The 24,217-nt window shown below is 67.4% G+C and carries 20 protein-coding genes and 2 pseudogenes; 8 read left to right on the top strand and 14 right to left on the bottom strand.

Going from position 1 to position 24,217, the window contains the following annotated elements:
• Positions 1–22: 22 nt before the first annotated feature.
• From AB0L71_RS00170 to AB0L71_RS00155, 4 genes are all read right to left on the bottom strand, one after another.
• Positions 23–1,735, bottom strand: a complete 1,713-nt coding sequence (locus AB0L71_RS00170) for a glycoside hydrolase family 13 protein (protein ID WP_365236142.1) — start codon at positions 1,733–1,735, stop codon at positions 23–25.
• 176 nt (positions 1,736–1,911) lie between these two features.
• Entirely contained in the window at positions 1,912–2,772 is an 861-nt protein-coding gene (locus tag AB0L71_RS00165; RefSeq protein WP_365236751.1) for a carbohydrate ABC transporter permease, read from the bottom strand.
• Positions 2,773–2,804: 32 nt separating this feature from the next.
• On the bottom strand, positions 2,805–3,821 hold the full coding sequence (locus tag AB0L71_RS00160; RefSeq protein ID WP_365236140.1) for a sugar ABC transporter permease: 1,017 nt from the start codon (positions 3,819–3,821) through the stop codon (positions 2,805–2,807).
• A 19-nt stretch (positions 3,822–3,840) separates the two neighbouring features.
• Positions 3,841–5,115 carry an extracellular solute-binding protein gene (locus AB0L71_RS00155; protein ID WP_365236138.1) on the bottom strand — a complete coding sequence of 425 codons (1,275 nt, stop codon included), beginning with the start codon at positions 5,113–5,115 and terminating at the stop codon, positions 3,841–3,843.
• A 356-nt stretch (positions 5,116–5,471) separates the two neighbouring features.
• Here AB0L71_RS00155 and AB0L71_RS00150 point away from each other — a divergent pair, with 356 nt between their 5' ends.
• Together AB0L71_RS00150 and AB0L71_RS00145 are read left to right on the top strand one after the other, a co-directional pair.
• A complete protein-coding gene (locus AB0L71_RS00150) occupies positions 5,472–6,539 on the top strand; it encodes a LacI family DNA-binding transcriptional regulator (RefSeq protein ID WP_365236136.1) in 1,068 nt (355 codons plus the stop codon).
• 166 nt (positions 6,540–6,705) lie between these two features.
• Positions 6,706–7,662 carry a phosphatase PAP2 family protein gene (locus AB0L71_RS00145; protein WP_365236135.1) on the top strand — a complete coding sequence of 319 codons (957 nt, stop codon included), beginning with the start codon at positions 6,706–6,708 and terminating at the stop codon, positions 7,660–7,662.
• 60 nt (positions 7,663–7,722) lie between these two features.
• Here the strand turns inward: AB0L71_RS00145 and AB0L71_RS00140 are convergent, their stop codons facing one another.
• The 6 genes from AB0L71_RS00140 to AB0L71_RS00115 all read right to left on the bottom strand — a co-directional run bounded on the left by AB0L71_RS00140 (position 7,723) and on the right by AB0L71_RS00115 (position 15,912).
• On the bottom strand, positions 7,723–10,713 hold the full coding sequence (locus tag AB0L71_RS00140) for a bifunctional [glutamine synthetase] adenylyltransferase/[glutamine synthetase]-adenylyl-L-tyrosine phosphorylase (RefSeq protein ID WP_365236133.1): 2,991 nt from the start codon (positions 10,711–10,713) through the stop codon (positions 7,723–7,725).
• 179 nt (positions 10,714–10,892) lie between these two features.
• Positions 10,893–11,729, bottom strand: coding sequence for a putative protein N(5)-glutamine methyltransferase (locus AB0L71_RS00135; RefSeq protein WP_365236131.1), 837 nt, complete (start codon positions 11,727–11,729; stop codon positions 10,893–10,895).
• Between the two features lie 576 nt (positions 11,730–12,305).
• Complete coding sequence (locus tag AB0L71_RS00130; RefSeq protein ID WP_365236129.1) at positions 12,306–12,884, bottom strand: signal peptidase I; 579 nt, start codon at positions 12,882–12,884, stop codon at positions 12,306–12,308.
• A gap of 41 nt (positions 12,885–12,925) precedes the next feature.
• Positions 12,926–13,513, bottom strand: a complete 588-nt coding sequence (locus tag AB0L71_RS00125) for a hypothetical protein (protein WP_365236127.1) — start codon at positions 13,511–13,513, stop codon at positions 12,926–12,928.
• 467 nt (positions 13,514–13,980) lie between these two features.
• The gene (locus AB0L71_RS00120) at positions 13,981–14,196 is read right to left on the bottom strand and encodes a hypothetical protein (RefSeq protein ID WP_365236125.1); all 216 of its coding nucleotides are present in this window, start codon (positions 14,194–14,196) and stop codon (positions 13,981–13,983) included.
• A gap of 216 nt (positions 14,197–14,412) precedes the next feature.
• Positions 14,413–15,912, bottom strand: a complete 1,500-nt coding sequence (locus AB0L71_RS00115) for an MDR family MFS transporter (protein ID WP_365236749.1) — start codon at positions 15,910–15,912, stop codon at positions 14,413–14,415.
• A gap of 152 nt (positions 15,913–16,064) precedes the next feature.
• Here AB0L71_RS00115 and AB0L71_RS00110 point away from each other — a divergent pair, with 152 nt between their 5' ends.
• The 3 genes from AB0L71_RS00110 to AB0L71_RS00100 all read left to right on the top strand — a co-directional run bounded on the left by AB0L71_RS00110 (position 16,065) and on the right by AB0L71_RS00100 (position 18,014).
• Complete coding sequence (locus AB0L71_RS00110; RefSeq protein WP_365236124.1) at positions 16,065–16,655, top strand: TetR family transcriptional regulator; 591 nt, start codon at positions 16,065–16,067, stop codon at positions 16,653–16,655.
• A gap of 272 nt (positions 16,656–16,927) precedes the next feature.
• Positions 16,928–17,539, top strand: coding sequence for a histidine phosphatase family protein (locus tag AB0L71_RS00105; RefSeq protein ID WP_365236122.1), 612 nt, complete (start codon positions 16,928–16,930; stop codon positions 17,537–17,539).
• A gap of 10 nt (positions 17,540–17,549) precedes the next feature.
• On the top strand, positions 17,550–18,014 hold the full coding sequence (locus AB0L71_RS00100) for a hypothetical protein (protein ID WP_365236120.1): 465 nt from the start codon (positions 17,550–17,552) through the stop codon (positions 18,012–18,014).
• A 64-nt stretch (positions 18,015–18,078) separates the two neighbouring features.
• On the opposite strand, the gene AB0L71_RS00095 is transcribed toward AB0L71_RS00100, so the two are convergent.
• A complete protein-coding gene (locus AB0L71_RS00095) occupies positions 18,079–18,711 on the bottom strand; it encodes a GNAT family N-acetyltransferase (protein WP_365236118.1) in 633 nt (210 codons plus the stop codon).
• Between the two features lie 23 nt (positions 18,712–18,734).
• Positions 18,735–18,860: a hypothetical protein gene (locus AB0L71_RS00090; protein WP_365236116.1), complete on the bottom strand. Its 126-nt coding sequence runs from the start codon at positions 18,858–18,860 to the stop codon at positions 18,735–18,737.
• 365 nt (positions 18,861–19,225) lie between these two features.
• Here AB0L71_RS00090 and AB0L71_RS00085 point away from each other — a divergent pair, with 365 nt between their 5' ends.
• Positions 19,226–20,392 (top strand): AAA family ATPase, encoded by a 1,167-nt coding sequence (locus AB0L71_RS00085; RefSeq protein WP_365236114.1) that lies wholly within the window; start codon positions 19,226–19,228, stop codon positions 20,390–20,392.
• A 5-nt stretch (positions 20,393–20,397) separates the two neighbouring features.
• The gene (locus AB0L71_RS00080; protein ID WP_365236112.1) at positions 20,398–21,753 is read left to right on the top strand and encodes a hypothetical protein; all 1,356 of its coding nucleotides are present in this window, start codon (positions 20,398–20,400) and stop codon (positions 21,751–21,753) included.
• 53 nt (positions 21,754–21,806) lie between these two features.
• On the opposite strand, the pseudogene AB0L71_RS00075 reads toward AB0L71_RS00080, so the two are convergent.
• Positions 21,807–22,109: pseudogene (locus AB0L71_RS00075) on the bottom strand (YdcF family protein); the annotation flags it as partial.
• Positions 22,110–22,115: 6 nt separating this feature from the next.
• On the opposite strand from AB0L71_RS00075, the pseudogene AB0L71_RS00070 reads away from it, so the two are divergent.
• Positions 22,116–22,634: pseudogene (locus AB0L71_RS00070) on the top strand (tyrosine-type recombinase/integrase); the annotation flags it as partial.
• A 75-nt stretch (positions 22,635–22,709) separates the two neighbouring features.
• On the opposite strand, the gene glnA reads toward AB0L71_RS00070, so the two are convergent.
• Positions 22,710–24,071 carry a type I glutamate--ammonia ligase gene (gene glnA / locus AB0L71_RS00065; RefSeq protein ID WP_365236110.1) on the bottom strand — a complete coding sequence of 454 codons (1,362 nt, stop codon included), beginning with the start codon at positions 24,069–24,071 and terminating at the stop codon, positions 22,710–22,712.
• Between the last annotated feature and the right edge of the window lie 146 nt (positions 24,072–24,217).

Below are 24,217 nucleotides of genomic sequence, written 5' to 3'. Positions count from 1 at the left end.
GAGACCCTGGGCCAAGGGACGGTCACACCGTCCACCACACCGTGGTGTCCGCGGGCAGCTCGATCTCGGCGCCGTCGGTGGCGACCGGGGTGCTGGACAGCAGGACGGTGCCGCGGACGGGGATGCGGACCGGCCCGGACGTCGTGTTGACGGTGCAGACGAAGCCGGGGCGGGCGAAGACCAGCAGCCCCTCGGAGGCCTGGAGCCACTCCACCGTGGTGCCGGCACCGAGCCCCGGGTGCGCCCGGCGGGCGGCGATCGCGGCCCGGTACAGCTCCAGGGTCGAGTCGGCGTCACCGGTCTGCGCCTCGACGCTCAGCGCGCCCCAGCTGTCGGGCTGGGGCAGCCAGCTGCCGCCGCTGCCGAAGCCGTAGCTGCTGCCGTCGCGGGTCCACGGGATCGGCACCCGGCAGCCGTCACGGAAGCCGTCCTGGCCTTCCGCGCGGAAGAACGACGGGTCCTGGCGGGCCTCGTCCGGCAGGTCGGTGACATCGGGCAGGCCGAGTTCCTCGCCCTGGTAGACGTACGCGGAGCCGGGCAGCGCCAGCATCAGCAGGGTGGCGGCGCGGGCCCGGCGCAGGCCGAGCTCGCGGTCGCCGGGGGTGCGGATCTGGGTGCCGAGGCCGGGCGGGTTGGCGAACCGGGTGGCGTGCCGGGTCACGTCGTGGTTGGAGAGCACCCAGGTGGTGGGGGCGCCGACCGGGCGCATCGCGTCGAGCGAGGTGTCGATGACCTTGCGGAGCTCCGCGGCGTCCCAGTCGGTGGACAGGTACTGGAAGTTGAACGCCTGGTGCATCTCGTCGGGGCGCACGTAGTTGGCGGTGCGCTCGACGGTCGGGGTCCAGGCCTCGGCGACCAGGATCCGCCCGCCCGTCGCCCACCCGCGCCCTTCGGGCCCGGTCTTCTCGGGGTACTCCTCGAGGATGGTGCGCCAGGAGCGGTAGATCTCGTGGACCCCGTCCTGGTCGAAGAACGGCATGACATCGTTGCCGAGCAGCTTGAGCTGGTCGTGACTGCCGAGGTCGGGCAGACCCGCGGCCTTGACGAGGCCGTGGGCGACGTCGACCCGGAAGCCGTCGACCCCCATGTCGAGCCAGAAGCGCAGGATCGAGCGGAACTCGTCGGCGACGGCGGGGTGTTCCCAGTTGAAGTCGGGCTGCTCGGGTGCGAAGAGGTGGAGGTACCAGTCGCCCGGGGTGCCGTCCGGGTCGGTGGTCCGGGTCCAGGCGGGGCCGCCGAAGATGGACTCCCAGTCGTTGGGCGGGAGTTCGCCGTGCTCCCCCTTGCCGGGGCGGAAGTGGTAGCGGTCGCGCAGCACGGAGCCGGGGCCCTCGGCGAGGGCACCCTTGAACCACTTGTGCTGGTCGGACGAGTGGTTGGGCACGAGGTCCACGATGATCCGCAGGCCCAGGTCGTGCGCGTCCCGGATCAGCGCGTCGGCGTCCAGCAGGGTGCCGAACATCGGGTCGATGGCCCGGTAGTCGGAGACGTCGTACCCCGCGTCGGCCTGCGGGGAGGCGTAGAACGGGCTGAGCCAGACCGCGTCCACACCGAGTTCCTTGAGATACGGGAGTCTGCCGCGTACGCCTGCGAGGTCGCCCATGCCGTCACCGTTGCCGTCGGCGAAGCTCCGCGGATAGACCTGGTAGATCACCGCGTCCTGCCACCAGCCGGTCTGGTGGGCCGGAGCGTCGGCGGACGTGCCGGTGGAGGGGGCAGCGAGGTGCTGGGTCATGTCATCCCTGGGGTGTCTGGGTGGGGGGCGTCGCCGGGACCGGGTGAGGCTTCCGGCGGTTGCCCCGGCACGGGGTCGGCCCGTGCCGGGGGGCGTGGTCGGTGGGGGAAGGTGCTTCCCCGAGGTGCCGGCGACGCCGTGACGTGGTGCGTGCGGGGCGTGCGGGGCGGGGTGCGTCAGCCCTTGACGGCTCCGGCGGACATGCCGGTGACCAGGTGGCGCTGGGCGAAGAGGAAGACCAGGGCCGCGGGTATCGCGATCAGCACGGACGCGGCGGTCATCGGCCCCCACTGGGCTCCGTACTGGTTGACGAAGAGCTGGAGGCCGCCCGCGAGGGTGAGGTTCTCCTCGCCGACCATGAAGGCGGAGGCGTAGGCCACTTCGCCCCACGCGGTGATGAAGGAGTAGAACGCGGTCACCGCCAGGCCGGGCTTGGCGAGCGGCAGGACGAGGCGCCAGAAGGTGCCGAACGGGGTGAGGCCGTCGACCTGCCCGGACTCGTCGATCTCGCGCGGGATGGTGTCGAAGAAGCCCTTCATCATCCAGGCGCAGAACGGCACCGAGATGGTGAGGTAGGTGATGACGAGGCCGGCCGGCTGATTCAGCAGCCCCATGCCGGCCATGATGTTGTAGATCGGCACGATGAGGACGGCGACCGGGAACATCTGGGTGATCAGCAGCGTCCACATCAGTCCGCGCTTGCCGGGGAAGCGGAAGCGGCTGACGGCGTATCCGGTGGAGGCGGAGATGATGACGCCGAGGAGCGTGGTGAGCCCCGCGACGATCAGGGAGTTGCCGAACCAGGTCAGGAACTTCGTGTCCTGGATCAGGTTCGTGTAGTTCTCGAACGTGGTCTCTTTGAAGAAGTCCGTGGTGGTCGCGTACGCGGCGGGCTTCAGCGAGGTGAGCAGGACCCACAGCACGGGGAAGACGGCGATCACGGACGCGACGATGAGCGTGAGGTGCAGTCCGACGGACGCGATCGGCGAACGCGTGCCGCGCGGCCTGGACTTGCGCGCGGAGTGCCGTCCGGACATCGCCGGGGCGGAGGTGGCGGGGGCGGTGGTGGTCACCAGTCGTCTCCCTGGGTGCGCAGGACCCGCCGGTAGACGGCGGCGAAGATCATCAGGAGTACGAGGATCAGTACGCCCCAGGTGGAGGACTGGGCGAAGTCGCGCGGGCTGATCTCGAAGGAGAACTTGTACGCCTGGGTGACCAGGATCTGGGTGGATTCACCGGGTCCGCCGCGGGTCAGCAGGAAGATCACCGGGAACATGTTGAAGGTCCAGATGGTGGAGAGCAGGATCACGGTGGTGGAGACCGGCCGCAGTCCGGGCAGCGTGATGTGACGGAACCGCTGCCAGGCGGTGGCCCCGTCCATCTCCGCGGCCTCGTAGTGCTCGGTGGGGATCGACTGCAGTCCGCCGAGCAGGGCGACCATCATGAACGGCACGCCGAGCCAGACGTTGACGGCGATGACGGAGAACTTCGCCCAGGTGGGGTCGTTCAGCCACGGTATGGCGTCGAATCCGGCACCGGAGAGGACCTTGTTGAGCAGCCCGCGGTCCTCGTTGTAGAGGAAACGCCAGGCGAAGACGGAGACGAAGCCGGGAATGGCCCAGGGCAGGATGAGCGCCATCCGGTAGGCCGAGCGTCCGACGATCCTGCGGTTGAGGATGTTGGCGAGCGCCAGGCCGAGGCAGAAGGTGATGGCCACGCAGGAGACCGTCCACACCAGGGTCCACCCGAGTGTGCCGAGGAACTGGTTGCCGGTGAGAGCGTCGGCGTAGTTGTCCAGGCCCACGAATTTGTACGTGGCGGGCATGTGGTTGACACCGATGGACCGGGCGACATTGCGCTCGTTGGCGTCGGTCATCGACAGGTAGATGCCGCGCACCAGCGGATAGCCGATGATCACGCCGATCACGATGACGACCGGGGCGACCATGGTCCAGGCGTACCAGTGGGTCGACAGAGCCCGTCGCAGTCTGCCCGGCGACGGGGAGGTGCCAGTACCGCGGCTCCGGCCGCGGGCGACGTCGTCGCCCGCGGCCTTCGCCACCGACTGGCTGGTGTGGACAGCCATCAGTCGGCCTGCCTTCCTGTTACTTCCAGCCCTTGAGGAGCTTGCGGTAGGAGTCGCCGGCCGTCTTGACGCCCTTCTCCGGCGTGGTCTGGCCGGTCAGGACCTTGGTGTACTCGGTGACCAGCGGCGCGAAGAGGCTGCCGGTCTCCGGGATCCAGGGACGCTCGACGGCGGTCTCGACGACCGGCTTGAAGAAGCCGACGATCTCGTTGTCGACGACGTCCTGCTTGGCGTAGGCGGACGTACGGGTCGGCAGGAGGCTCAGCTCCTTGGTGACCTGGGCCTGCGTGGTGGCGGACGTCATGTAGTCGACGAACGCGTAGGAGGCGTCGAGGTTCTTCGAGCCCGCGTAGACGGCCAGGTTGTGGCCGCCCTGCGGGGCGCCCTGACCGGCGGAGCCGGCCGGGACCGGGGCGACACCCAGGTTGGCCTTGTCCTTGAACTCCGCGCCGGCGTAGGTGTCGGCGACGGCCCACGGGCCGTTGATGATCATGGCGACCTTGCCGTCCTTGAAGGACGACTGCATGTTGTCCCAGCCGTCCGTGGCGTCGGTCTTCGCGGCACCGGAGTCGACGAGGTCCTTGACGACCTTCATCGCCTTGACGCCGGCTTCGTTGTCGATCGTGACGGACTTGGAGGAGGCGTCGACCATGTCGCCGCCCTCACCGTAGAGGAAGGACAGGAACCAGTACGCGTCGTCACCGCGCAGGTACATCCCGGTCTTGCCGGTCTTGTCCTTGATCTTCTTGGAGACGGTCTTGAGCTCGTCGATCGTCGTGGGGACCTCGACGCCGGCCTCCTTGAAGATCTTCTTGTTGTAGAAGATGCCCATGGAGTCGATGACCTGCGGCACCGCGTAGGTCTTGCCGTTGTACTTCGTGGAGGCCGCGGCCTGCTTCAGGAAGTCCTCGGGCTTCTGCAGCGCGGCGGTTCCGTCGAGCGGGGCCAGGTAGCCGAGGTCCGCGAACTCGGGGGTCCAGGCGACCTCGGAGCGGATGACGTCCGGGGCGCCGGAACCGGCCTGGGCCGCGTTCTTGAACTTGTTCTGGGCGTCACCGAAGGGCACGTTGACGTACTTGACGTGGACCTTCGGGTGCTCCTTGGTGAAGCCTTCGGCGATCTTCTTGAAGACCTTGTCCTCACTGCCCGCCGTGGAGGTGTCCCACCACGTCACGGTGCCGGAGAGCTCGCCCGAGCTCTTGCTCGTGCCTTCGGAATCGCTGTCGCCGCCACAGGCGGTCGCCGCGAACGCCAAGGCCGCAACCAGGGCGGTGGCCGTTATGCCACGTCGCATCTGAACTCCTTCAACTGCCGTACCGCTCCGTCGCGGCGCCGGGTCGACGTGACCGTAACAAGGATGAAAGACCGCCGAAAGACCTTGCGGAAGATTTCTGCAAGCGCCGACGATCGTTACATTCGCGTGTCCTCACGGTTGCCGTCAAGCCTCTTGACGCAAGCCGTCCACCTCTGACAGAGGCCGGGAGGAGCCCGCGATACCGCAGTGCGACGATATGACCGCAGTCCGCAGTCCCGGCCCGCAAGACCTTGCAAGACGTTGCCGCGACACCCTCCCGGCCCCTCCTCGGTGACTGCCGTCCGGAGCCTGTGGATGGTGGGCAATCCGACACACGCCCGGTACAGTCCATTTCCATGACCGCACGGCTTGCCGATATCGCAACTCAGGCGGGGGTCAGCGAAGCGACGGTCAGCCGCGTACTGAACGGCAAGCCCGGTGTTGCAGCTGCCACCCGCGAATCCGTTCTCGCCGCACTCGACGTCCTCGGCTACGAACGGCCCGTACGACTGCGCCGGCGCAGCGCGGGTCTGGTCGGGCTGATCACTCCCGAGCTGGAGAACCCCATCTTTCCGGCGCTCGCCCAGGTCATCGGCCAGGCGCTGACCCGGCAGGGCTACACCCCCGTGCTGGCAACCCAGACCCCCGGCGGCTCCACCGAGGACGAGCTGACCGAGATGCTGGTCGACCGCGGCGTCTCGGGCATCATCTTCGTCTCCGGACTGCACGCGGACACCTCGGCCGACATGCAGCGCTATGAGCAACTGCGCGCCCAGGGAGTTCCCTTCGTCCTGGTGAACGGCTTCTCGCCCAAGGTCCAGGCGCCGTTCATCTCGCCGGACGACCGGGCCGCGATGCGGCTCGCCGTGACCCACCTCGTGTCGCTGGGCCATCAGCGGATCGGCCTGGCCGTGGGACCCAAGCGGTTCGTGCCGGTCCTGCGCAAGATCGAGGGCTTCCGTTCCACCGTGCAGGAGCAGCTGGGCCTCGCCGCGGACGAGGTGGAGGAGCTGATCCAGCACTCGCTGTTCACCTTGGAGGGCGGGCAGGCCGCGGCGTCGGCGCTGATGGAGCGGGGCTGCACAGCGGTGGTGTGCGCGAGCGACATGATGGCGCTCGGCGCGATCAGGGCGGCCCGTCGGCTGTCGCTGGAGGTGCCGCGCGACCTGTCGGTGGTCGGTTACGACGACTCACCGCTCATAGCGTTCACCGATCCGCCGCTCACCACGATCCGTCAGCCGGTCACGGCCATGGGCCAGGCGGCCGTCCGCACCCTCCTGGAGGAGATCGGCGGCACACCCGCCCCGCACAGCGAGTTCGTCTTCATGCCCGAACTCGTCGTCCGCGGATCCACGGCAGCGGGCCCGGGGCCGGATCCGGCCTCCGCCCCAGGAGCTTCTCCAGCGTCCCACGCCCGCCCCTAGCACCGCGACCGGAGAAGTCCACCACTCCCTCGCGCGCCCGGCAGCTCTTCCCGGACACGGCACGGTGACCACGGCGCGGTGACGCAGTCCCGGCGATCGGATGTGCGGTCCCAACCCGATCGGAGGATGATCGGCGGGAGGAACATTTCTGGCAGACTCTGTGCCTATGGGTGAATTGAGCGTGAAGTCACAGGAAGGCCGACTGGAGGCCACCGCGTCACCCATCGTGGACGAGGCGGCCCCCGAGGCGGACGCGCGGCAGAGCGCCGGGCGGCAGAGCGACGGCCCGGCAGGACCGCGTTCCCTGCGATCCCCCCGCCGTCCCCGTATCTGGTTCGAAGTCCTGCTGATCGCGGCCAGTTACTGGGTGTACTCGCTGGTGCGCAACGCCGTACCCGAGCAGAAGGCCGAGGCACTGCGGAACGCCGACCGGATCTGGTCGGTCGAGAAGTCCCTGGGCATCGCCGTGGAACAGACGGTCAACCATGCCGTGAACTCCGTGACATGGCTGATCGTCTCGATGAACTACTACTACGCGACCCTGCACTTCGTCGTCACCGTCTGTGTGCTGGTATGGCTGTTCCACCGTCACCCCGGCCGCTACGCGGCGGCCCGGCTCACCCTGTTCGCGACCACGGCCGTGGCACTGCTCGGTTACTACCTGTTTCCGCTGGCACCACCACGCCTGATGAACGGTGGTCACTTCATCGACACCGTGCTGGTCCATCAGACCTGGGGTTCGATGGCCTCCGGCAACTTCAAGAACATGTCGAACCAGTACGCGGCGATGCCCTCGATGCACATCGGCTGGTCGCTCTGGTGCGGTCTGACCATCTTCGCGTTGGTGTCCGCCCCCTGGGCACGCATCCTGGGCCTGCTCTACCCGGCGGTCACCCTGCTCGTGATCGTGTCGACCGCCAACCACTTCTGGCTGGACGCACTGGGCGGCATGGTCTGTCTGGCCTTCGGTTACGTGGTGTCCTACGCCTGGTACGGAGCGCTGACGCACCAGCTCCCGAGGCGGGTGCAGCCACCAGGGGAACGGTCACGGCAGGCCGACCAGCCCCTCGGTGCGCCGCTCCGGGCGCGGCGCCCGGCGGCGGACACGGCGGGCCGGCGCTGAGACCGGGCGGCCCCCGCCGCCCGGTCCACCACGCCCCCGCACACTCCGGGCAGCGTCCGCTCACGCCCCGTAGAACCGCTCCTCCATCACCGCCCGTGCCCGACGCGTGATCCGTCGGTAGTCGTCCAGCATGTCCCCGACGTGACCCGGCTCGTACCCCAAGTACCGACCCACCGCGGTGAGTTCCCGCGGCCCCGACGGGAACGTGTCGCCCGGCCGCCCCCGGACCAGCATCACCGCGTTGCGGACCCGGGTGGCCAGCACCCACGCCTCGTCGAGCGTCTGCGCGTCCTCCGCCGGGATCAGCTCCGCCGCACAGGCCGCGGCCAACGCCTCACGGGTGCGGGTCGTCCGCAGCCCCGGCTCCACCCAGCCGTGCTGCATCTGCATCAGCTGGACCGTCCACTCGACATCGCTCAGCCCACCGCGCCCCAGCTTGGTGTGGAGCGCCGGGTCCGCGCCGCGCGGGAGCCGCTCGGCCTCCATCCGGGCCTTCAGACGGCGGATCTCGCGGACCGCCTCCTCGCCCAGTCCCTCCATCGGGTAGCGCAGCGGATCGATCAGCTCGATGAACGCACGGCCGAGCTCCCCGTCCCCGGCCATCGGCTCGGCGCGCAGCAGCGCCTGGCTCTCCCAGACCAGCGACCAGCGCCGGTAGTAGGCCTCGTACGACCGCAGGGTGCGCACCAGGGGCCCGCTCTTGCCCTCCGGCCGCAGATCGGCGTCGATGATCAACGGCGGGTCGGCGCTGGGAAGTTGCAGCAGTCTCCGCATCTCGGAGACCACCTGGTTCGCGGCCCGGGCCGCCTCCCCGTCGTCGACGCCCTCGCGTGGCGCGTGGACGAACAGCACATCGGCGTCGGAGCCGTATCCCAGCTCGTGCCCGCCGAAACGGCCCATGCCGATGACCGCGAACCTGGTGGGCAGGGTGTCCCCCCACTGCTCGCGCACGACGGCGCGCAGGGCGCCCGCGATCGTGACGGCGTTCAGGTCGGTGACCGCGTTGCCGACCCGGTCGACCAGGGCCCCGGGGTCCCCCTCGGCGGGGCGCTCCTCCGTGCCGTACGAGTGGATGAGGTCCGCGGCCGTGGTCCGGAACAGCTCGCGCCGCCGCACCCCGCGGACCACGGCGACGGCGGACTCGGCCCCTTCCGCACGCCCCACCGCGGCAAGCACCTCCTGTTCCAGGTGCTCCCGGGTGCGCGGCCGCAGCCCCTGCGGATCGCCGAGGATCGCCACCGCCTCGGGCGCCCGCAGCAGCAGGTCGGGGGCGAGCCGGCCGGCCGAGAGCACCCGGGCGAGGTTCTCCGCCGCCGCGCCCTCGTCCCGCAGCAGCCGCAGGTACCAGGGGGTCTTGCCGAGTGCGTCGGACACCTTGCGGAAGCCGAGCAGCCCGGCGTCCGGATCGGCCGAGTCCGCGAACCAGCCGAGCAGCACGGGGAGCAGGGTGCGCTGGATGGCGGCCTTGCGGGACACCCCGGACGACAGTGCTTCCAGGTGCCGCAGCGCGGCTGCCGGGTCGGCGTAGCCGAGGGCTTCGAGCCGGTGCGCGGCCGCTTTCGGGCTGAGCCTGGACTCGGCGGGGGCGAGCTGGGCGACGGCGTCGAGCAGCGGCCGGTAGAAGAGCTTCTCGTGCAGCCGCCGCACCACGGAGGAATGCCGCTTCCACGCCTGGTTCAGCTCGGTGATCGGATCCGTACGCATCCCGAGGGACCGCCCGAGCCGCCGCAGATCCGCCTCGTCCTCCGGAACCAGATGGGTGCGGCGCAGCCGGTAGAGCTGGATGCGGTGCTCCAGGGCGCGCAGGAAGCGGTACGCCTCGTCCAGCTGCGTGGCGTCCACCCGCCCCACGTAGCCGCCCGCGGCGAGCGCCCGCAGGGCCTCCAGCGTGGTGCCGCTGCGCAGGGTGGCGTCACTGCGGCCGTGCACCAGCTGGAGCAGCTGGACGGCGAACTCGACGTCCCGCAGTCCTCCCGGTCCGAGCTTGATCTCGCGGTCGACCCGGTCGGCGGGGATGTTGTCGACGACCCGGCGGCGCATCTTCTGTACGTCGGGGACGAAGTTCTCGCGCTCCGCGGCCTGCCACACGAGCGGTGAGACGGCCTCGACGTACTCCGCACCCAGCTCGGGATCACCGGCCACCGGCCGGGCCTTGAGGAGCGCCTGGAACTCCCAGGTCTTGGCCCAGCGCTGGTAGTACGCGAGGTGTGAGGACAGGGTCCGTACGAGGGGGCCGTTGCGGCCCTCGGGGCGGAGGTTGGCGTCGACCGGCCAGATGGTGCCCTCCACCGTGTTGGCGGAGCAGATGCGCATCATGTGCGCGGCCAGCCGGGTGGCGGCCTGCAGGGCGGGGCCCTCCTCGTGGCCGTCGACGGGCTCCGCGACGAAGATGACGTCGACGTCGGAGACGTAGTTCAGCTCGTGCCCACCGCACTTGCCCATCGCGATGACCGCGAGTCGGCACTGGGCGGCGTCCTCGGGCGCGGCCGTACGCGCGATGGCGAGCGCCGCGCGCAGGGTCGCCGTGGCCAGATCGGCCAGTTCGGCGGCGGCCTCGGCGACGTCCGTCGTACCGCAGACGTCGCGGGCCGCTATCGCCAGCAGGCAGCGCCGGTAGGCGACGCGGAGCGAGTCGGGGTCGTCGGCCCCGGCGAGGTCCTGCTCGAACTCGGCCACGCCGGGGTGCAGGTCGGCAGCCTCGTAGGTGACGAGCGCATGCCAGTCGCGGGGGTGGCGGGCAAGGTGGTCGCCGAGCGCCTCGGACGCCCCGAGCACCCCGAGCAGCCGGTCCCGCAGCGGTTTGGCGGTGACGAGGGTGTCCAGGAAGGTGCGCCGCTCGTCCGGCTCCTCCGCCTCCACCAGCCGCACGACGCTGCGGAGTGCCAGATCGGGGTCGGCGCAGGCCCCGAGGGCGTCGAGGAGTACCGGGTCGGAGCGTACGGAGGACAGCTCGGGCAGATCGAGGAGCCGCTCGGCGGCGGAGGGGTCGGTGAAACCGTGCCGCAGCAGTCGGGTGAACGTACTGCTCCTGCGTCCCGGCGCCGTCGTCATTCCGCGTTCTCCCGTTCACCGACCCCACACGCTTCCAGCGTTCTGAGCCTAGCCCCGCACCGGTGAAAAGGACGCCCGCACGTCGCTCATCGGGGTGGGGCGGACCGTGCGCGGTGCCTGGTCACGGGCCCCGCGGTCCGGCTTCGGCACGGGCACTCCCACCGCCGGCACGATGGCGGTCAACCGATCGGATCCGCCGGACCGGTTCTCCGGGCCACCGACCCGGCCGGGCCCGGCCGGGTCGCCACGACGACGGTCGCGCACAGTTCGTCGGAGGTGACGACGCGGGGGATCAGGCCGCTGCGGGCGACGGTCTCCTCGGCCCGTGCCGCCTGCCGTTCGCTCGTCTCGACCAGCAGATGCCCCCCGGGTGCCAGCCATCGCGGGGCCCGGGCACAGACCCGTCGCAGGACGTCGAGGCCGTCCCTGCCCCCGTCGAGCGCGACGCGCGGCTCGTGGATGCGGGCCTCCGCGGGGAGCAGTTCCACCTCCTGGGTCGGTACGTACGGCACATTGGCGAGCAGGATCTCCACCCGGCCGCAAAGGTCCACGGGGAGCGGTTCGAAGAGGTCCCCCTGGTGGACCAGGCCCGTCTCCCCGACGTTGCGGCGGGCGCACCGTACGGCCGCCGGGTCGACGTCGGCGGCGTGCAGTTCGATCCGGTCCAGCCCGGCGGCGAGCGCGGCGCCGAGCGCGCCCGAGCCGCAGCAGAGGTCGACGACGACCGCACCGTGCCCGGCGAGGGCGGCGGCCTGGCGGACCAGGAACTCGGTGCGGCGGCGGGGTACGAAGACACCGGGGTCCACGGCGATCCGCAGACCGCCGAACTCGGCCCAGCCCAGGACGTGTTCGAGGGGGAGCCCACTCGCCCGCCGTTCGACCATGCGCGCGAGGTCGGTGTGGTCGGCGGCGGCCGAGAGGATCAACTCCGCCTCGTCCTCAGCGAATACGCAGCCGGCGGCACGGAGTGTGGTGACAATGGAGGAAACGACGAACGGTGAAGCGGATACCGGCATGGAGCGGAGCCTTTCGGGGATGCCGATGGGTGCTCCGCGGCCGACTATGTCGGGCCGACCACGCGGTGGTTCGGGATGAGCACCCAGCCTGATACAGCGGTAATGGGTCTCACCTCCTTGGTCGGTCCCCTCGCTGGGGACGGTCACACTACCCGACGCGCACCTCGGTGTCCCCGCCTTTCCGACGGGGCGTCACACGCGGGCTGTCGGCGGCAGACCTTCCGCGAGCGGATTCCCGGACTGCTGGAGCGCCATCAGCGCCGCACAGTGCAGCTGACCAACCGACTACGACAGCGACAACCCCCGCTGGATCACCGAGGCCGACATCCCGGAGCACTCGCCCGGAACCTCGAAAGCCTCGCCGCCACCACTGGCAAGACCGACGACACCGTCCTCCAACCGATCACCTTCCACGGCGACTTCACCGTGCCCCTGCCCCTGGACAGCACTCAGCTCGACTCTGTCGGGGATCTCGGCCCCTGCCGTGCCGGCTGACGGCTCGACAGGAACGAAGGATGGAGGAACGAGAGGCGGCTGCCCGGGTGTGGGTGGCTCCTGCTGGTGCCGTCGGGGCCTTCAGTCGTGCTTGGTAGCCCGTTGCCGGGCCATGCGCCGGCTCATCCGTGCGACCATCGAATGGTGTCGGTTGCGCCTGTGCAGTGGCACAGCGGCAAGCGCAAGCAAAGCGGAAAGTCCAAGCAGCAGAATCGCCTCGGGCACGGGCTGCTTGGCGCGCCAGAGCTGAACCGGCAACCCGATCCAGGGCACACGCAACCGTGCTACGCCTTGGAGCGCCGTGGACCGAATCGGGGTGGAGTCCGGTGTGGAGTTGTCGTCGCCTTTGGTGATCAGGTCGTTGTTGGGGAGTACCTGGTAGACCCGATGGGTGAGCAGATGGCCCGGTCGGGTGGGGTCCTGGGCCAGCACGATTTGCCCTACCGCCGGTGTGCGGTTGCGCGGCGATGGCTGGTAGAGGACGACGTCACCCGGCATGAGGGCGGGACGCATGGAGCCGGACTGCACCACGCCCGCTGTCCAGCCCAGTGCCACCACTGGCAAATGCGCCCACAACAGCAGCCCGACCATTGAGCCGAGCACGGTGCGTGCGGTGACCGAGGTGATGACGCGGATCGGGTGCGGGGCACCCTTGGCCATGGGTTGGCAGAGCTCGCTGGCGGCTGGGTCACTGGGGAGAGTCACTTGTTTTCCCGCGCTTCCCAGGTGAAGGTCAGCTCATCAGTGTCCACGCTTTGTGAGCTGTTGGGTGCGCTCTGGCTGAACCTCCACGCGAAGCGGAAGCTCAGCGCGTTGGGTGGCTTCCCTGGCAGGGGCCAGGGACCCAAGCCGGTGCGGAAGTCGGTGTACAGGGCGACGAACTGGTCCAGGGTGCCGTCGAACGCAGTCTTGTGCCGCGTGAAGCCTTTGCAGTCGCCGAAGGTGCCGCCACTGCCTACCTCGATTTTGAGGTCGATGAAGGATTGGAAGTTGCTTGGCCAGTTCGGTGAGTTGCTGTACAGCTTGAGCGCGGTGGGGAAGTCAGCGTTCGACTCGATCCTGATGCAGTTGGAGCCTGTGTCGCCGGGCCTCATGTCGTCGATGCGGAACATGGGAACCTTGCTGTCGTTGGCCAGCCCCAGCGAGCCGGACTCCCACGTGTTGCCGCTGTTGCTGCTGGTCCCGCTCCAGTCAGCGTTGGTGGCACTCCAGACCAGGGCACCACTGAGCAGCAACCCGAGCGGAACGGGGACCACCTGTGCCACCACGTGCAGCCAGGGACGTCCCATCGGCCACTCCGTTCAATTCCGACATCCCTGAATATATTGGTGCATTCTTTCTCATCTGTGTCGGTGCCGCTCCGTGTATCCATTCGGGTCTGATGGAGATCTGCGCCCCTGGACCCGAGGTCGGCGGAGTCTCAATGACCGACCCAAGGGCGCATGCGGCACTCGATCGGTCCTACTGGATCTGTGCCTGAGCTTGGCGTTCAACCTCGCTGGGCCTGGTGTTCCTTGATCTGATCGAGGGGGAGGCATGCGTATGCCCGTTCAAGAACGTGGCCGGATCTCCCCGCCGGGGTCTTCTTGGCCAGGGGCGTGCCGGACGCGGAGCGGACTCACGAACGTCATGCCGGTGCTGAGCCGTGCATCCTCGCAAGCCAGGCAGAAGCAACCAGAGGGCCATCCCGGTCAGCTCGGTGGGCAGCAGGCTTCCCGGACGGAATCGCCGGCGTCCCCGCCTTGTCGTCGGGGCGTCACCTACGGCGCCCGTTACCGCCGTCGAGGAACCGGCTGTGGACCGCCGCCGAGGTGTTGTGCGCGCGGGTGTGCCGGATCGCTTCACGGGCCTGCCGCTCGATCTCCTGGCCGTCGAAGTTCTCGGTGCCGCGTCGCCACCTCAGTTGGAGCCTCACGATGAGCGTGACGACCAACGCCAGCAACACACCGAACAGCACCCATACCCCTGCCATGACGCTCCCCCTCCGCACCGGCCCTGGGCTGTCCGCCGATTGTGCCCGAGAGTTCCTGGGGACGCGAGGCTTTTCGAGCGCCATACGCGTCCACCACCGGCCCTGCCCTCCGGAAGTCCGCTGCCACGGGTGACCGCCTCCGCCGGGCCGGTGGGCCCGTACATGACCGTGCCCCGCGCCGTCGGGCGCGGGGCACGGTCACGAGCATGGTGCCTGCTAAAGGTCCACGCTGTCGCGCAGCTTCGTCGGCGTCAGGAACAGGGCGGCGACCACTCCGATCACCGCGATGGCGGCCGAGATCAGGAAGATGGTGCCGGTCGCGTCGCCGTACGCGGCGCGCACCACTTCCTGGATCTGCGGCGGCATCGCGTCGATGTTCAGGGTGGAGCCGCCCGAGGAGGAGGCCGCCGGGTCGATGCCGAGCTTCGTCAGCCCCTGGGTGATCTTCGTCGCTACCTGGTTGGCGAGCACCGCCCCCAGCACCGAGACACCGATCGTGCCGCCGAGCGAGCGGAAGAAGGTGATCGCACCGCTGGCCGCGCCGAGTTCGCCGAGCGGGACGGTGTTCTGGAGGACCAGGACCAGGTTCTGCATCGACATGCCGACACCCACGCCGACGGCGAGCATGCCGATCGAGACGAGGACCAGCGAGGTCTCGTGGTCGATGGTGGACAGTCCCAGGAAGCCCAGGGTGAGGATGACCACGCCGGTGACGATGTACGGCTTCACCTTGCCGGTCTTGGAGACCAGGCGTCCGGCGACGGTGGAGGAGACCAGCACGCCGAACATCAGCGGGATGGTGAGGAGTCCGGCCTCGGTCGGTGAGTAGCCGCGGCCGATCTGGAAGTACTGGCCGAGGAAGACCGCGCCGCCGAACATCGCCATGCCGACCGCGAGGCTCGCGACGATGGCGAGTGCGGGGTCGCGGCGGCGGACGACGTGGAGCGGGACGACCGGTTCCTGGACCCGGTTCTCGACCATGACGGCCGCGATCAGGATCAGGGCGCTGGCGCCGACCATGACGAGGGTCTGCCAGGACAGCCAGGCGAAGTTGTTGTCGACGAACGTGACCCAGAGCAGCAGCAGGCTGACGCCGGCGGCGATCAGGGTGGCGCCCAGGTAGTCGACCTTCGTCTCGGGCCGGCGGACCTCGTCGAGGTGCAGGGTGCGGGTGAGCAGCACGAAGGCGATCAGCGTGAACGGTACGGCGATGAAGAAGCACCAGCGCCAGCCGAGCCACGAGGTGTCGGTGATGAAGCCGCCCAGCAGCGGTCCGCCGACGGTGGCGACGGCCATGACCCCACCCAGGTAACCGTTGTACCGGCCGCGCTCCTTGGGGCTGATCATCGCGGCAATGATGACCTGGACGAGCACCTGGAGAGCACCCATGCCGAGGCCCTGAACGGCGCGGAAGGCGATCAACTGCCCGGTGGACTGGGCGAATCCGCAGGCGATCGACGCGATCACGAAGATGCCGATGGATATCTGCAGCAGCAGCTTCTTGCTGAACAGGTCGGCAAGCTTGCCCCAGATCGGGGTGGAGGCCGTGGAGGCCAGCAGGGTCGCGGTGACGACCCAGGTGTACTGCGACTGTGTGCCGTCGAGCGAGCCGATGATCTTCGGCAGCGCCACGGACACCACCGTGCTGCTGATCATGGCCACGAACAGCACGATCAGCAGCCCGCTCAGTGCCCGCAGCACATGGCGGTGGTCCATCGGCGCGACGTCGGTCGGCGCGGCCGTTTGTGCGCTCACGCGCAACCTCCGGAGGGTTCGGTCAGGGGTAGGGAATGATGACTTCACCATACATGCTCATTGGGCAATTTTGCCCACTGCGCAATTATCCTTGACGCGGAGATAATGACTGCATGGAGAGTTCTGTGGGACTGCGGGAACGCAAGAAGGAAGCCACCAGGCGAGCGGTGCACGAGGCGACCTTGCGACTCACCATCGAGCACGGCTTCGAACACGTCACGGTGGAGGCCGTCGCGGACGCGGCCGGGATCTCCCGCAGAACGTTCTCCAACTACTTCGCGAGCAAGGAGGACGCCCTCCTGTACGGGGAGGAGCAGCACATCAGGGCCCTCGTCCAGGCCGTGCGCGACCGGCCCGCCGAGGAGAGCGCGTGGGAAGCCCTGCGGGCGGTCATGATGCAGTTCGCCGAACGGGTCCCCCGGGCGGAGCGCGCCTGGGCCCTGCGGACCCGGCTCGCGATGCGCCACCCCTCCCTGCTCGCCCGCCAGCTCGCCAACCACGCGGCCCTGGAACGGGACCTGGCCGACGCCGTGGCCACCCGCCGTGGCCCGACCCAGGAACCGGTCCGCCCCCTGGTCCTGGCCGCGGCGTTCCTCTCCTCGCTCCGGATCGCCATGCGCATGTGGATCGAGGAGGACCTGGCCCGGGAGGCCGCCGAGGTGTGCGCCGAGATCCTGGACGAGATGGGCCGCCGGTTCGACTGAGAGCGGGGAGAAGGCCACGATCCGGCCATCCGGGCAGAGGCGGTCCTGGACCGCCAACGAGGCGCGCCCACCCCGAAGCACTCACCCGAAGCGTCGGGCCTCCCGTGCACTCCACCGTCAGCTGCGGTGCTGCAAGGTCGCCGCCCCGCCACCCGAGGTCCTGGCCGCCCGACGCCGCGAACGACCGCGCGCACAGGCCGCCCACTCGCCCGTACGGCTCGACCTGAGACACCATGCGGTGTCCGTTCTGTCGAGGACGTCCGGGAGCCCTGATGACGGTAGAGATCGTCTACGAGACACACGCCACCACCACCGACAACGAGGCAGGCATCGCTACCGGCTGGCTCCAGGGCCGACTCTCGGCCCTGGGCTGCCGCCAGGCCGTGGAACTGGGTGAGCGCCGAACCGGCGACGGCTTCACGGCCGTGTTCACCTCCGACCTGCACCGCGCCGTGCGGACAGCCCAGATCGCGTTCCCTGACGGCCGGCCCCCGATCCACCAGGACATCCGACTGCGTGAGTGCAACTACGGCGACCTCAACGGACAACCGCGTCCTCTCATCGCCGCCCGACGAGCACAGCACATCGACGAACCGTTTCCCGGCGGCCAGAGCTACCGCCAGGTCGTCACGGCCACCCGCGCCTTCCTCCACGACCTGGCCACCGAATGGGACGGCAGCAGAATCCTGGTGATAGCCCACTCGGCCAACCTGTGGGCGCTGGAGCATCTGCTCGCCGGGATGCCGCTGGAAGAGCTCCTCCAAGCACCGCCCGCATGGCGCCCGGGCCGGCACTACACGCTGTCTGCCGACTGGCCCGCCCCACCGCCGGTGCGAGGCAGAGGAGTCAGCGGCCTCTGGTCGGCGGATCCGGCTGACTCGTAGTCTCCCGGTCATGGACTGGACAGCGTTAATCGCCACCCTGGTGGGTGCGGTCATCGGTGTGGGCAGCACGCTCACCACGGACCGAGTTCGTTGGCGGCGGGACACGGGCGAGCGCGACAGGGAGACCTTGCGCACGGTGTACGCGCAGTTTCTGGAGGCCTTGACCGGGGCGCGCGACGCCATCAGTGATGCCAGCCGATCGGGGCACCTCCCAGCGGACGAACGGGTCGAGCTCGCTCGCGCCGGCATCCTGGCCAACGGTGTGCACGCGAAGCAGTACCAACTGGAGCTGCTGGCCACGCCGGAGGTGGCCCGGTTCGCCACGGATGCCGCTTACCAACTGCTCCTGTACCGAGACGCAGTGGTCGCCGGACATCTTCGTGACGATCCTGAGTGCACCGAGGCACGCCGCGCCTTCAGGGAGGCCCGCCAAAAGCTCATGGCCGCCATGCGGTCCGCCCTGACTCGCCCCTGAGAGCCCTCGACGGCGTGTGCCGACGATCTGCGGCACATGTGCGAGGTCGTCCCGTGACGCCTGGTCAGCGAGGTGCGGCGCGCAGGTCTCGGAGGTACCGGTCGAACGTCCTGCCGTCCTCGCCGCGGGTCTGCCCGCCGGGCGTGAACCCGGCCCGCCGTGCGACCGCGGCGGATGCGGGATTCTCCGGATCCACCTGGATCACCGCCTCTTCCCCGCCTTCACCGGCCGCGTACGAGGAGGCCAGGCGGACCGCGCGGGTGGCCAGGCCGTACCCCCGCCAGGACGGGTAGAGCCCGTAGGCGACGTTCACCTGGCCGGGCGCCAGGCCCCCTTCCGCGAACCGCAGGTCGACCGTCCCCGCGAGGGCCTGGTCGGCGCCCGCCCGGATACCGAAAGCGCGGAGCGGACCGGCGATGTCCCACTGTTCCCGGCAGTGCCGGACGTACGCCTCGACGCCCTCGCGGGTGCCGGGACCTCCGTTGAGCCAGCGGACGAGCAGTTCGTCCTCCCCGGCGAGGTGCGCGTCCACATCGTCCAGGCGCAGCGGGGACAGAGTGACGGTCCCGTCGAACAGCTCCACTTCACGCATCCGGTGATTCTCGGCGCCGGGGGCGCGTCGCACCACCGGTTTCCGCGGGGCAGGGGCGAAGACGAACCGGGGCCGGCGGTCGTCGACCGTCGGCCCCGGCTGCATGGCGGCCCAGAGTGCGCTGCCCCCTACAGCACCGGCAGCAGGTTCTTCAGCTCGAAGGCCGTGACCTCGCTGCGGTACTCCTCCCACTCCTGCTTCTTGTTGCGCAGGAAGTGGAAGGACAACCAGAACAACTCGGCGGACGCAAGCACAGGTCTGTGTGACCTGCGTGGGAGCGGCGACTGCTGGTCGTTACTGGTCACTGTGGGCCGCCCCCTGACGGCCCACAGACGGCCCGGGGACCAGTGTGGGGGTCACCCGTGTGCCGCACGGCCGTGGGAGATGGCTGCGTGCCGGCATCAGCATGCCTCAGGAGTTGGTTCGCCCCTCCGTCCGTAGGGCTTGACGAGAGCTTGCTGGCAACCAGCAGACAGCCCAGGCCCGGTCGCCGACTTGTGCATGATGTAACCTCTCCCCCCACCTTGGACCGGTTCCGTTGCACAGGGCGCCGACGCTGACTCCGGGATCTGGGAGGAAGATTTTGAATCAAGAAGTAATCGCAGGAAAACCCCAGACAGTGGCTCGAATCAGTCATGTCAGTGCGGACGGGCGAACGACTTTTCTGGAACTTAGGGACGGCAGGACTGCTACTGCCGATCATCCCGAGCCTTTCGCCCAGGTCGGCGATATCGTCTTTATTGATCCGGAGGACGGATCAGTAACAGCTGCGCCGCATGAACTTTGGAGGGAAGAAACCTGGGTCGGCGTGACCAAGCTGGTAGCCGGGGAAAGGGTTGTCGTTGAAGTAGGAGGCCGACTTCGCATTTTTCCGATTCCGCCGAATGAAGATATCCGATCTGGAATTACCGTAGAGGGGACGGACGCATCCGGAATCCTGGGTATTCTTTCAACCAGAGCAATCAAATTTTTGGATGATTCGACTGATGATTCCCTTCCGCAACGTTTCATCGTGCCCCGCGACGACAGTCTTTCGTTCGATGACTTTGGCGGATACGGAGAGATCATCACCCGGGCGCGCGAATTGATCGAAACCCCGTTGCAGCATCACGAAGCTTTGAAGAATATCGGCGCTAGGCCCGTAAAAGGGGTCCTCTTTTCCGGCCCATCGGGAACCGGTAAAACGCTACTAGCGCGAATCATTGCCAACCAGGCCGACGCGACCTTCTATGCCATCAACGGACCCGAAGTACTCAGCAAATGGTACGGCCAGAGCGAAGAAATCATTCGGCAGATTTTCGAGGACGCCAAGGAGCGCGATCGAGCAATCATCTTTTTTGACGAAATTGACAGTCTAGCCTCGCAGCGAAGCGACGAGTCACACGAGGCATCTCGCCGCGTCGTGGGACAACTGCTGGCACTGATGGATGGATTTTCCCCCGAAACAAATGTCATGGTGATCGGCACAACTAACCGCCCGCAGGATATCGATTCCGCACTCCGTCGCCCCGGCCGGTTCGATTGGCATGTGGACTTCCCAATCCCCAATGAAAATGATCGAGAAAAAATCCTCGAAATTTCCGGAAGGAAGCTACGAATCCAGGGCGAGATTCCGCATCATTGGGTCGCCGAAAGAACTGACTCATGGACTCCTGCAGAACTTTCGGCGATTTGGACAGAGGCCTCACTGCTCGCCGTATCCGACGGCCGTAACTCGCTGATCGCCGAAGACTACATCGGCGGATTTGAGCGAGTAGCAAGGCAGCGCAGCGATTCGAAAGGATGATTCACATGCTTCGACGATTTGGCGCATGGATCTGGAGCAAGATTTCCCGACGTGGAGCTCACGAGTTGAAGCGCCTCCGCGAATTCATCTACCTGGATGAAGTCAGCGTTACCAGTTTGCTGTCATCAATCCGCGGAGCCATTCCGAGCGAGATCACGCAGAAGCTCACTCGATCCGCCAGAACAGAGAATAGTGGAGGCGGAGAGTATAAGACTTCACTCTTCAAGGTAACCGCAGGAACTAAGCGTGAGATCACCAACACCACTGATTATCAGGTGCTACGCAAAGCATCAATTCAGGCGACTTTCAAAGATCTCTACGCAAACGTCGAGTCGTCGCTCGTGCTCCGATCTACCCCTATGACGGAAATGACTACAGCCGAAAAGAAGAGGATTCGCGAGGGCACAGAAACCACACCATGGTTGATCAAAGGGTCAAGTCTGAAGCGCGGTCAACTCCTGGAAGTCGAGGTCGAACTTCGCGCAGACCCTATTTTTCGCACAAGCACTATCATCGCTAGCATGGCCAATATCATCGGCCAGTCTCCCTCCCTTTCATCCGAAGTCAACACGCAAGAGATGCGCACAGCAATCGAAGTAAATAGCTTTATTCAAGAATTGATGGCTGGACTTATTCCTATCAAATGCCGGATGCTGGACTATGGAGTCCACGACATCGAGGGCCAGGAGTTCCTGGTTCACAGTGATGCGCTTTCCACCCTTCCAGGGATCTACCGCCGAAGCCGCAAACCTATCTACCTAGTCGGCGTCGTAGAGGAGGGGCACTTCTGGAAGGACATCAGGCGAGTCCTCTTCTCGAGCTCTGCGATGAAAGTACTTTGCAGAGTAGGGCGGGACCATTTACAAGAGTCCTGGAGTCCAGTCAAGCTGGTCGATGTACTAAAGGAGGTAATTCCAGACATGGAGAGCGCGATGGACGAATTCGGCCCCTCAGCGCTTAGATCAATGACTGGCGAAGCGAGCGGGGGAAACGACGTCACACAGTTGCGCGAGTCAGCCCTGATTCGATACGCAGAACTTCTTGTCGATTTGCAAGGATCAACAATGGCGGATATCTTGCGATCCCGCATCACACAAATCGCATCCGCTAGGTCTTCTGGGCTAGGTAACGTCATTGCCAACCGTGCCGCCTTCACTGAAGTAGCGGAATGTGTGGCTGCAGAGCTTTCATATCGCTTCGCCGCAGAAGATCTAGCTCGTCTGCGCGCCCAGTCGTTTGGCGAACTTGGCTTGCTGGTAGACGGCAGCATTGCAGTTCGACCGGAGAACCCCAGCGGACGTCTCGATGGAGACTTGGAAGGGAAATTTATTGATGCAGAAATCGTTGCTATCTACTGGTAACGCTTTCGCAGAAACAGCCAACGGCTCGGCTTTGGGTGATCCGTTTCAGGCAGTCAGACTTCACCTTTGAGGAGTCGACTCGTAAATCCTGCCGCACACAGACGACCGTAGGCTTCAGCAATCTGAATCGGAACAGGCTGCCGAATCATGAAGCCCTGGCCGGGGTACACCAGGATCCGTTGCAACGCGCCGACTAGCATGTCGACCACCAGTTGGGTGCTACCGATTGACTCGACGTAGACCTCAAGCGTCATCGGTGCAGAGGCACTTACAAACTGGACGCCTGGCCACAGCTTGCAAGCTGTCGCGTAAGCCCGACGCTCCTCGTACGGCTTGCTTACCAGCAGCACGGAGGAAGGCCCCTGGTCTTCAGCCCGCCGAAGCGCAACAAGGAACGCGACGTGCCTCTGCCCGATCGAGTAGGGGAGGTACTCAAGCAGCACCGGGAGAAGTTCCCTCCTGTGGCCGTGACATTGCCGTGGCTGCGGCCGGACGGCCCGCTCGTCACCAAGCAGCTGCTGTTCACTCGTGCTGACGGCAGCGGTGCGGTCCGGCGCACGGACTTCAACACCCGCGTGTGGAAGCCCGCACTCGTGAAAGCCGGCGTCCTGCCGCAGCCGCGGCCCGGCGAGCGTCACCAAGCCGCCCGCGAGCACGGCATGCACGCGTTGCGGCACTTCTACGCCTCGGTACTCCTGGACGCCGGCGAGAACATCAAGGCGCTGAGCACCTACCTCGGCCACAGCGACCCAGGGTTCACACTGCGGGTCTACACGCACCTCATGCCGAGCAGCGAAGGACGCACGCGGAAGGCCGTGGACAGCATGTACGAAGCCGTCGCTGCGACAGCGGACGGCCCACAGACGGCCCAGGGCGTCTAGAACGGCTTTGGGCCGGCGGTGTCGCACCGTCGGCCCAAAGCCACGTACACACGCCTCAAAGGCGCTGACCTGCCGTTACAGCACCGGCAGCAGGTTCTTCAGCTCGAAGGCCGTGACCTCGCTGCGGTACTCCTCCCACTCCTGCTTCTTGTTGCGCAGGAAGAAGTCGAAGACGTGCTCGCCGAGTGTCTCGGCGACCAGCTCGCTCCGCTCCATCAGCGAGATCGCCTCGCCCAGGTTCTGCGGCAGCGGCTCGATGCCCATCGCGCGGCGTTCCGCGTCGGACAGCGCCCAGACGTCGTCGTCGGCACCGGCCGGGAGTTCGTAGCCCTCCTCTATGCCCTTGAGGCCCGCGGCGAGCAGTACCGCGTACGCCAGGTACGGGTTGGCTCCGGAGTCGATGGAGCGGACCTCGACACGGGAGGAGCCGGTCTTGCCGGGCTTGTACATCGGGACGCGGATGAGCGCGGAGCGGTTGTTGTGGCCCCAGCAGATGTACGAGGGGGCCTCGCCGCCGGCGCCCGCGGCGCGGGAGGAGCCGCCCCAGATGCGCTTGTAGGAGTTGACCCACTGGTTCGTCACGGCGGAGATCTCCGCGGCGTGGGTGAGCAGACCGGCGATGAAGGAGCGGCCGACCTTGGACAGCTGGTACTCGGCGCCCGACTCGTAGAAGGCGTTGCGGTCGCCCTCGAAGAGGGAGAGGTGGGTGTGCATGCCCGAGCCGGGGTACTCGGAGAACGGCTTCGGCATGAACGTCGCCTGCACACCCTGCTCCAGCGCGACCTGCTTCATCACCAGGCGGAAGGTCATGATGTTGTCGGCGGTGGAGAGAGCGTCCGCGTACCGCAGGTCGATCTCCTGCTGGCCGGGGGCGCCCTCGTGGTGGCTGAACTCCACGGAGATGCCCATGGATTCGAGCATGGTGATCGCCTGGCGGCGGAAGTCCATGCCGACGTTCTGCGGGGTGTGGTCGAAGTAGCCGGAGTTGTCGGCGGGGGTGGGGCGGCTGCCGTCGACCGGCTTGTCCTTCAGGAGGAAGAACTCGATCTCCGGGTGGGTGTAGAAGGTGAAGCCCAGGTCGGAGGTCTTGGCGAGGATGCGCTTGAGGACGAAGCGGGGATCGGCGAAGGACGGCGAGCCGTCCGGCATCAGGATGTCGCAGAACATCCGGGCCGTGCCGGGGGCCTCCGCGCGCCACGGCAGGATCTGGAACGTGCCCGGATCCGGCTTGGCGATCATGTCGGACTCGTACACCCGGGCGAAGCCCTCGATGGCGGAGCCGTCGAAGCCGATGCCCTCGTCGAAGGCCTGCTCCAGCTCGGCGGGGGCCACCGCAACGGACTTGAGGTAGCCGAGGACGTCGGTGAACCACAGCCGTACGAACCGGATGTCGCGTTCCTCAAGTGTCCTGAGGACGAATTCCTGCTGCTTGTCCATAGCCACATCCTTGCAGTTCAGACGGCCCGTGCACCACCGCCCGCGGGGAGGGGGGCAGCTCCAGTATCACGCCCCGGGATTTCACCCAGATTACGCACATGACAGGAGAGGGAGCACCCGGCCACCCACTACGATCGGCGCCCGTG

Origin of the sequence: Streptomyces sp. NPDC052052 (genome assembly GCF_040680455.1) — a bacterium.
GTDB lineage: Bacteria > Actinomycetota > Actinomycetes > Streptomycetales > Streptomycetaceae > Streptomyces.
The sequence above is the reverse complement of the archived record's forward strand: the minus strand, read 5'-3'. Positions and strand labels throughout refer to the sequence as shown.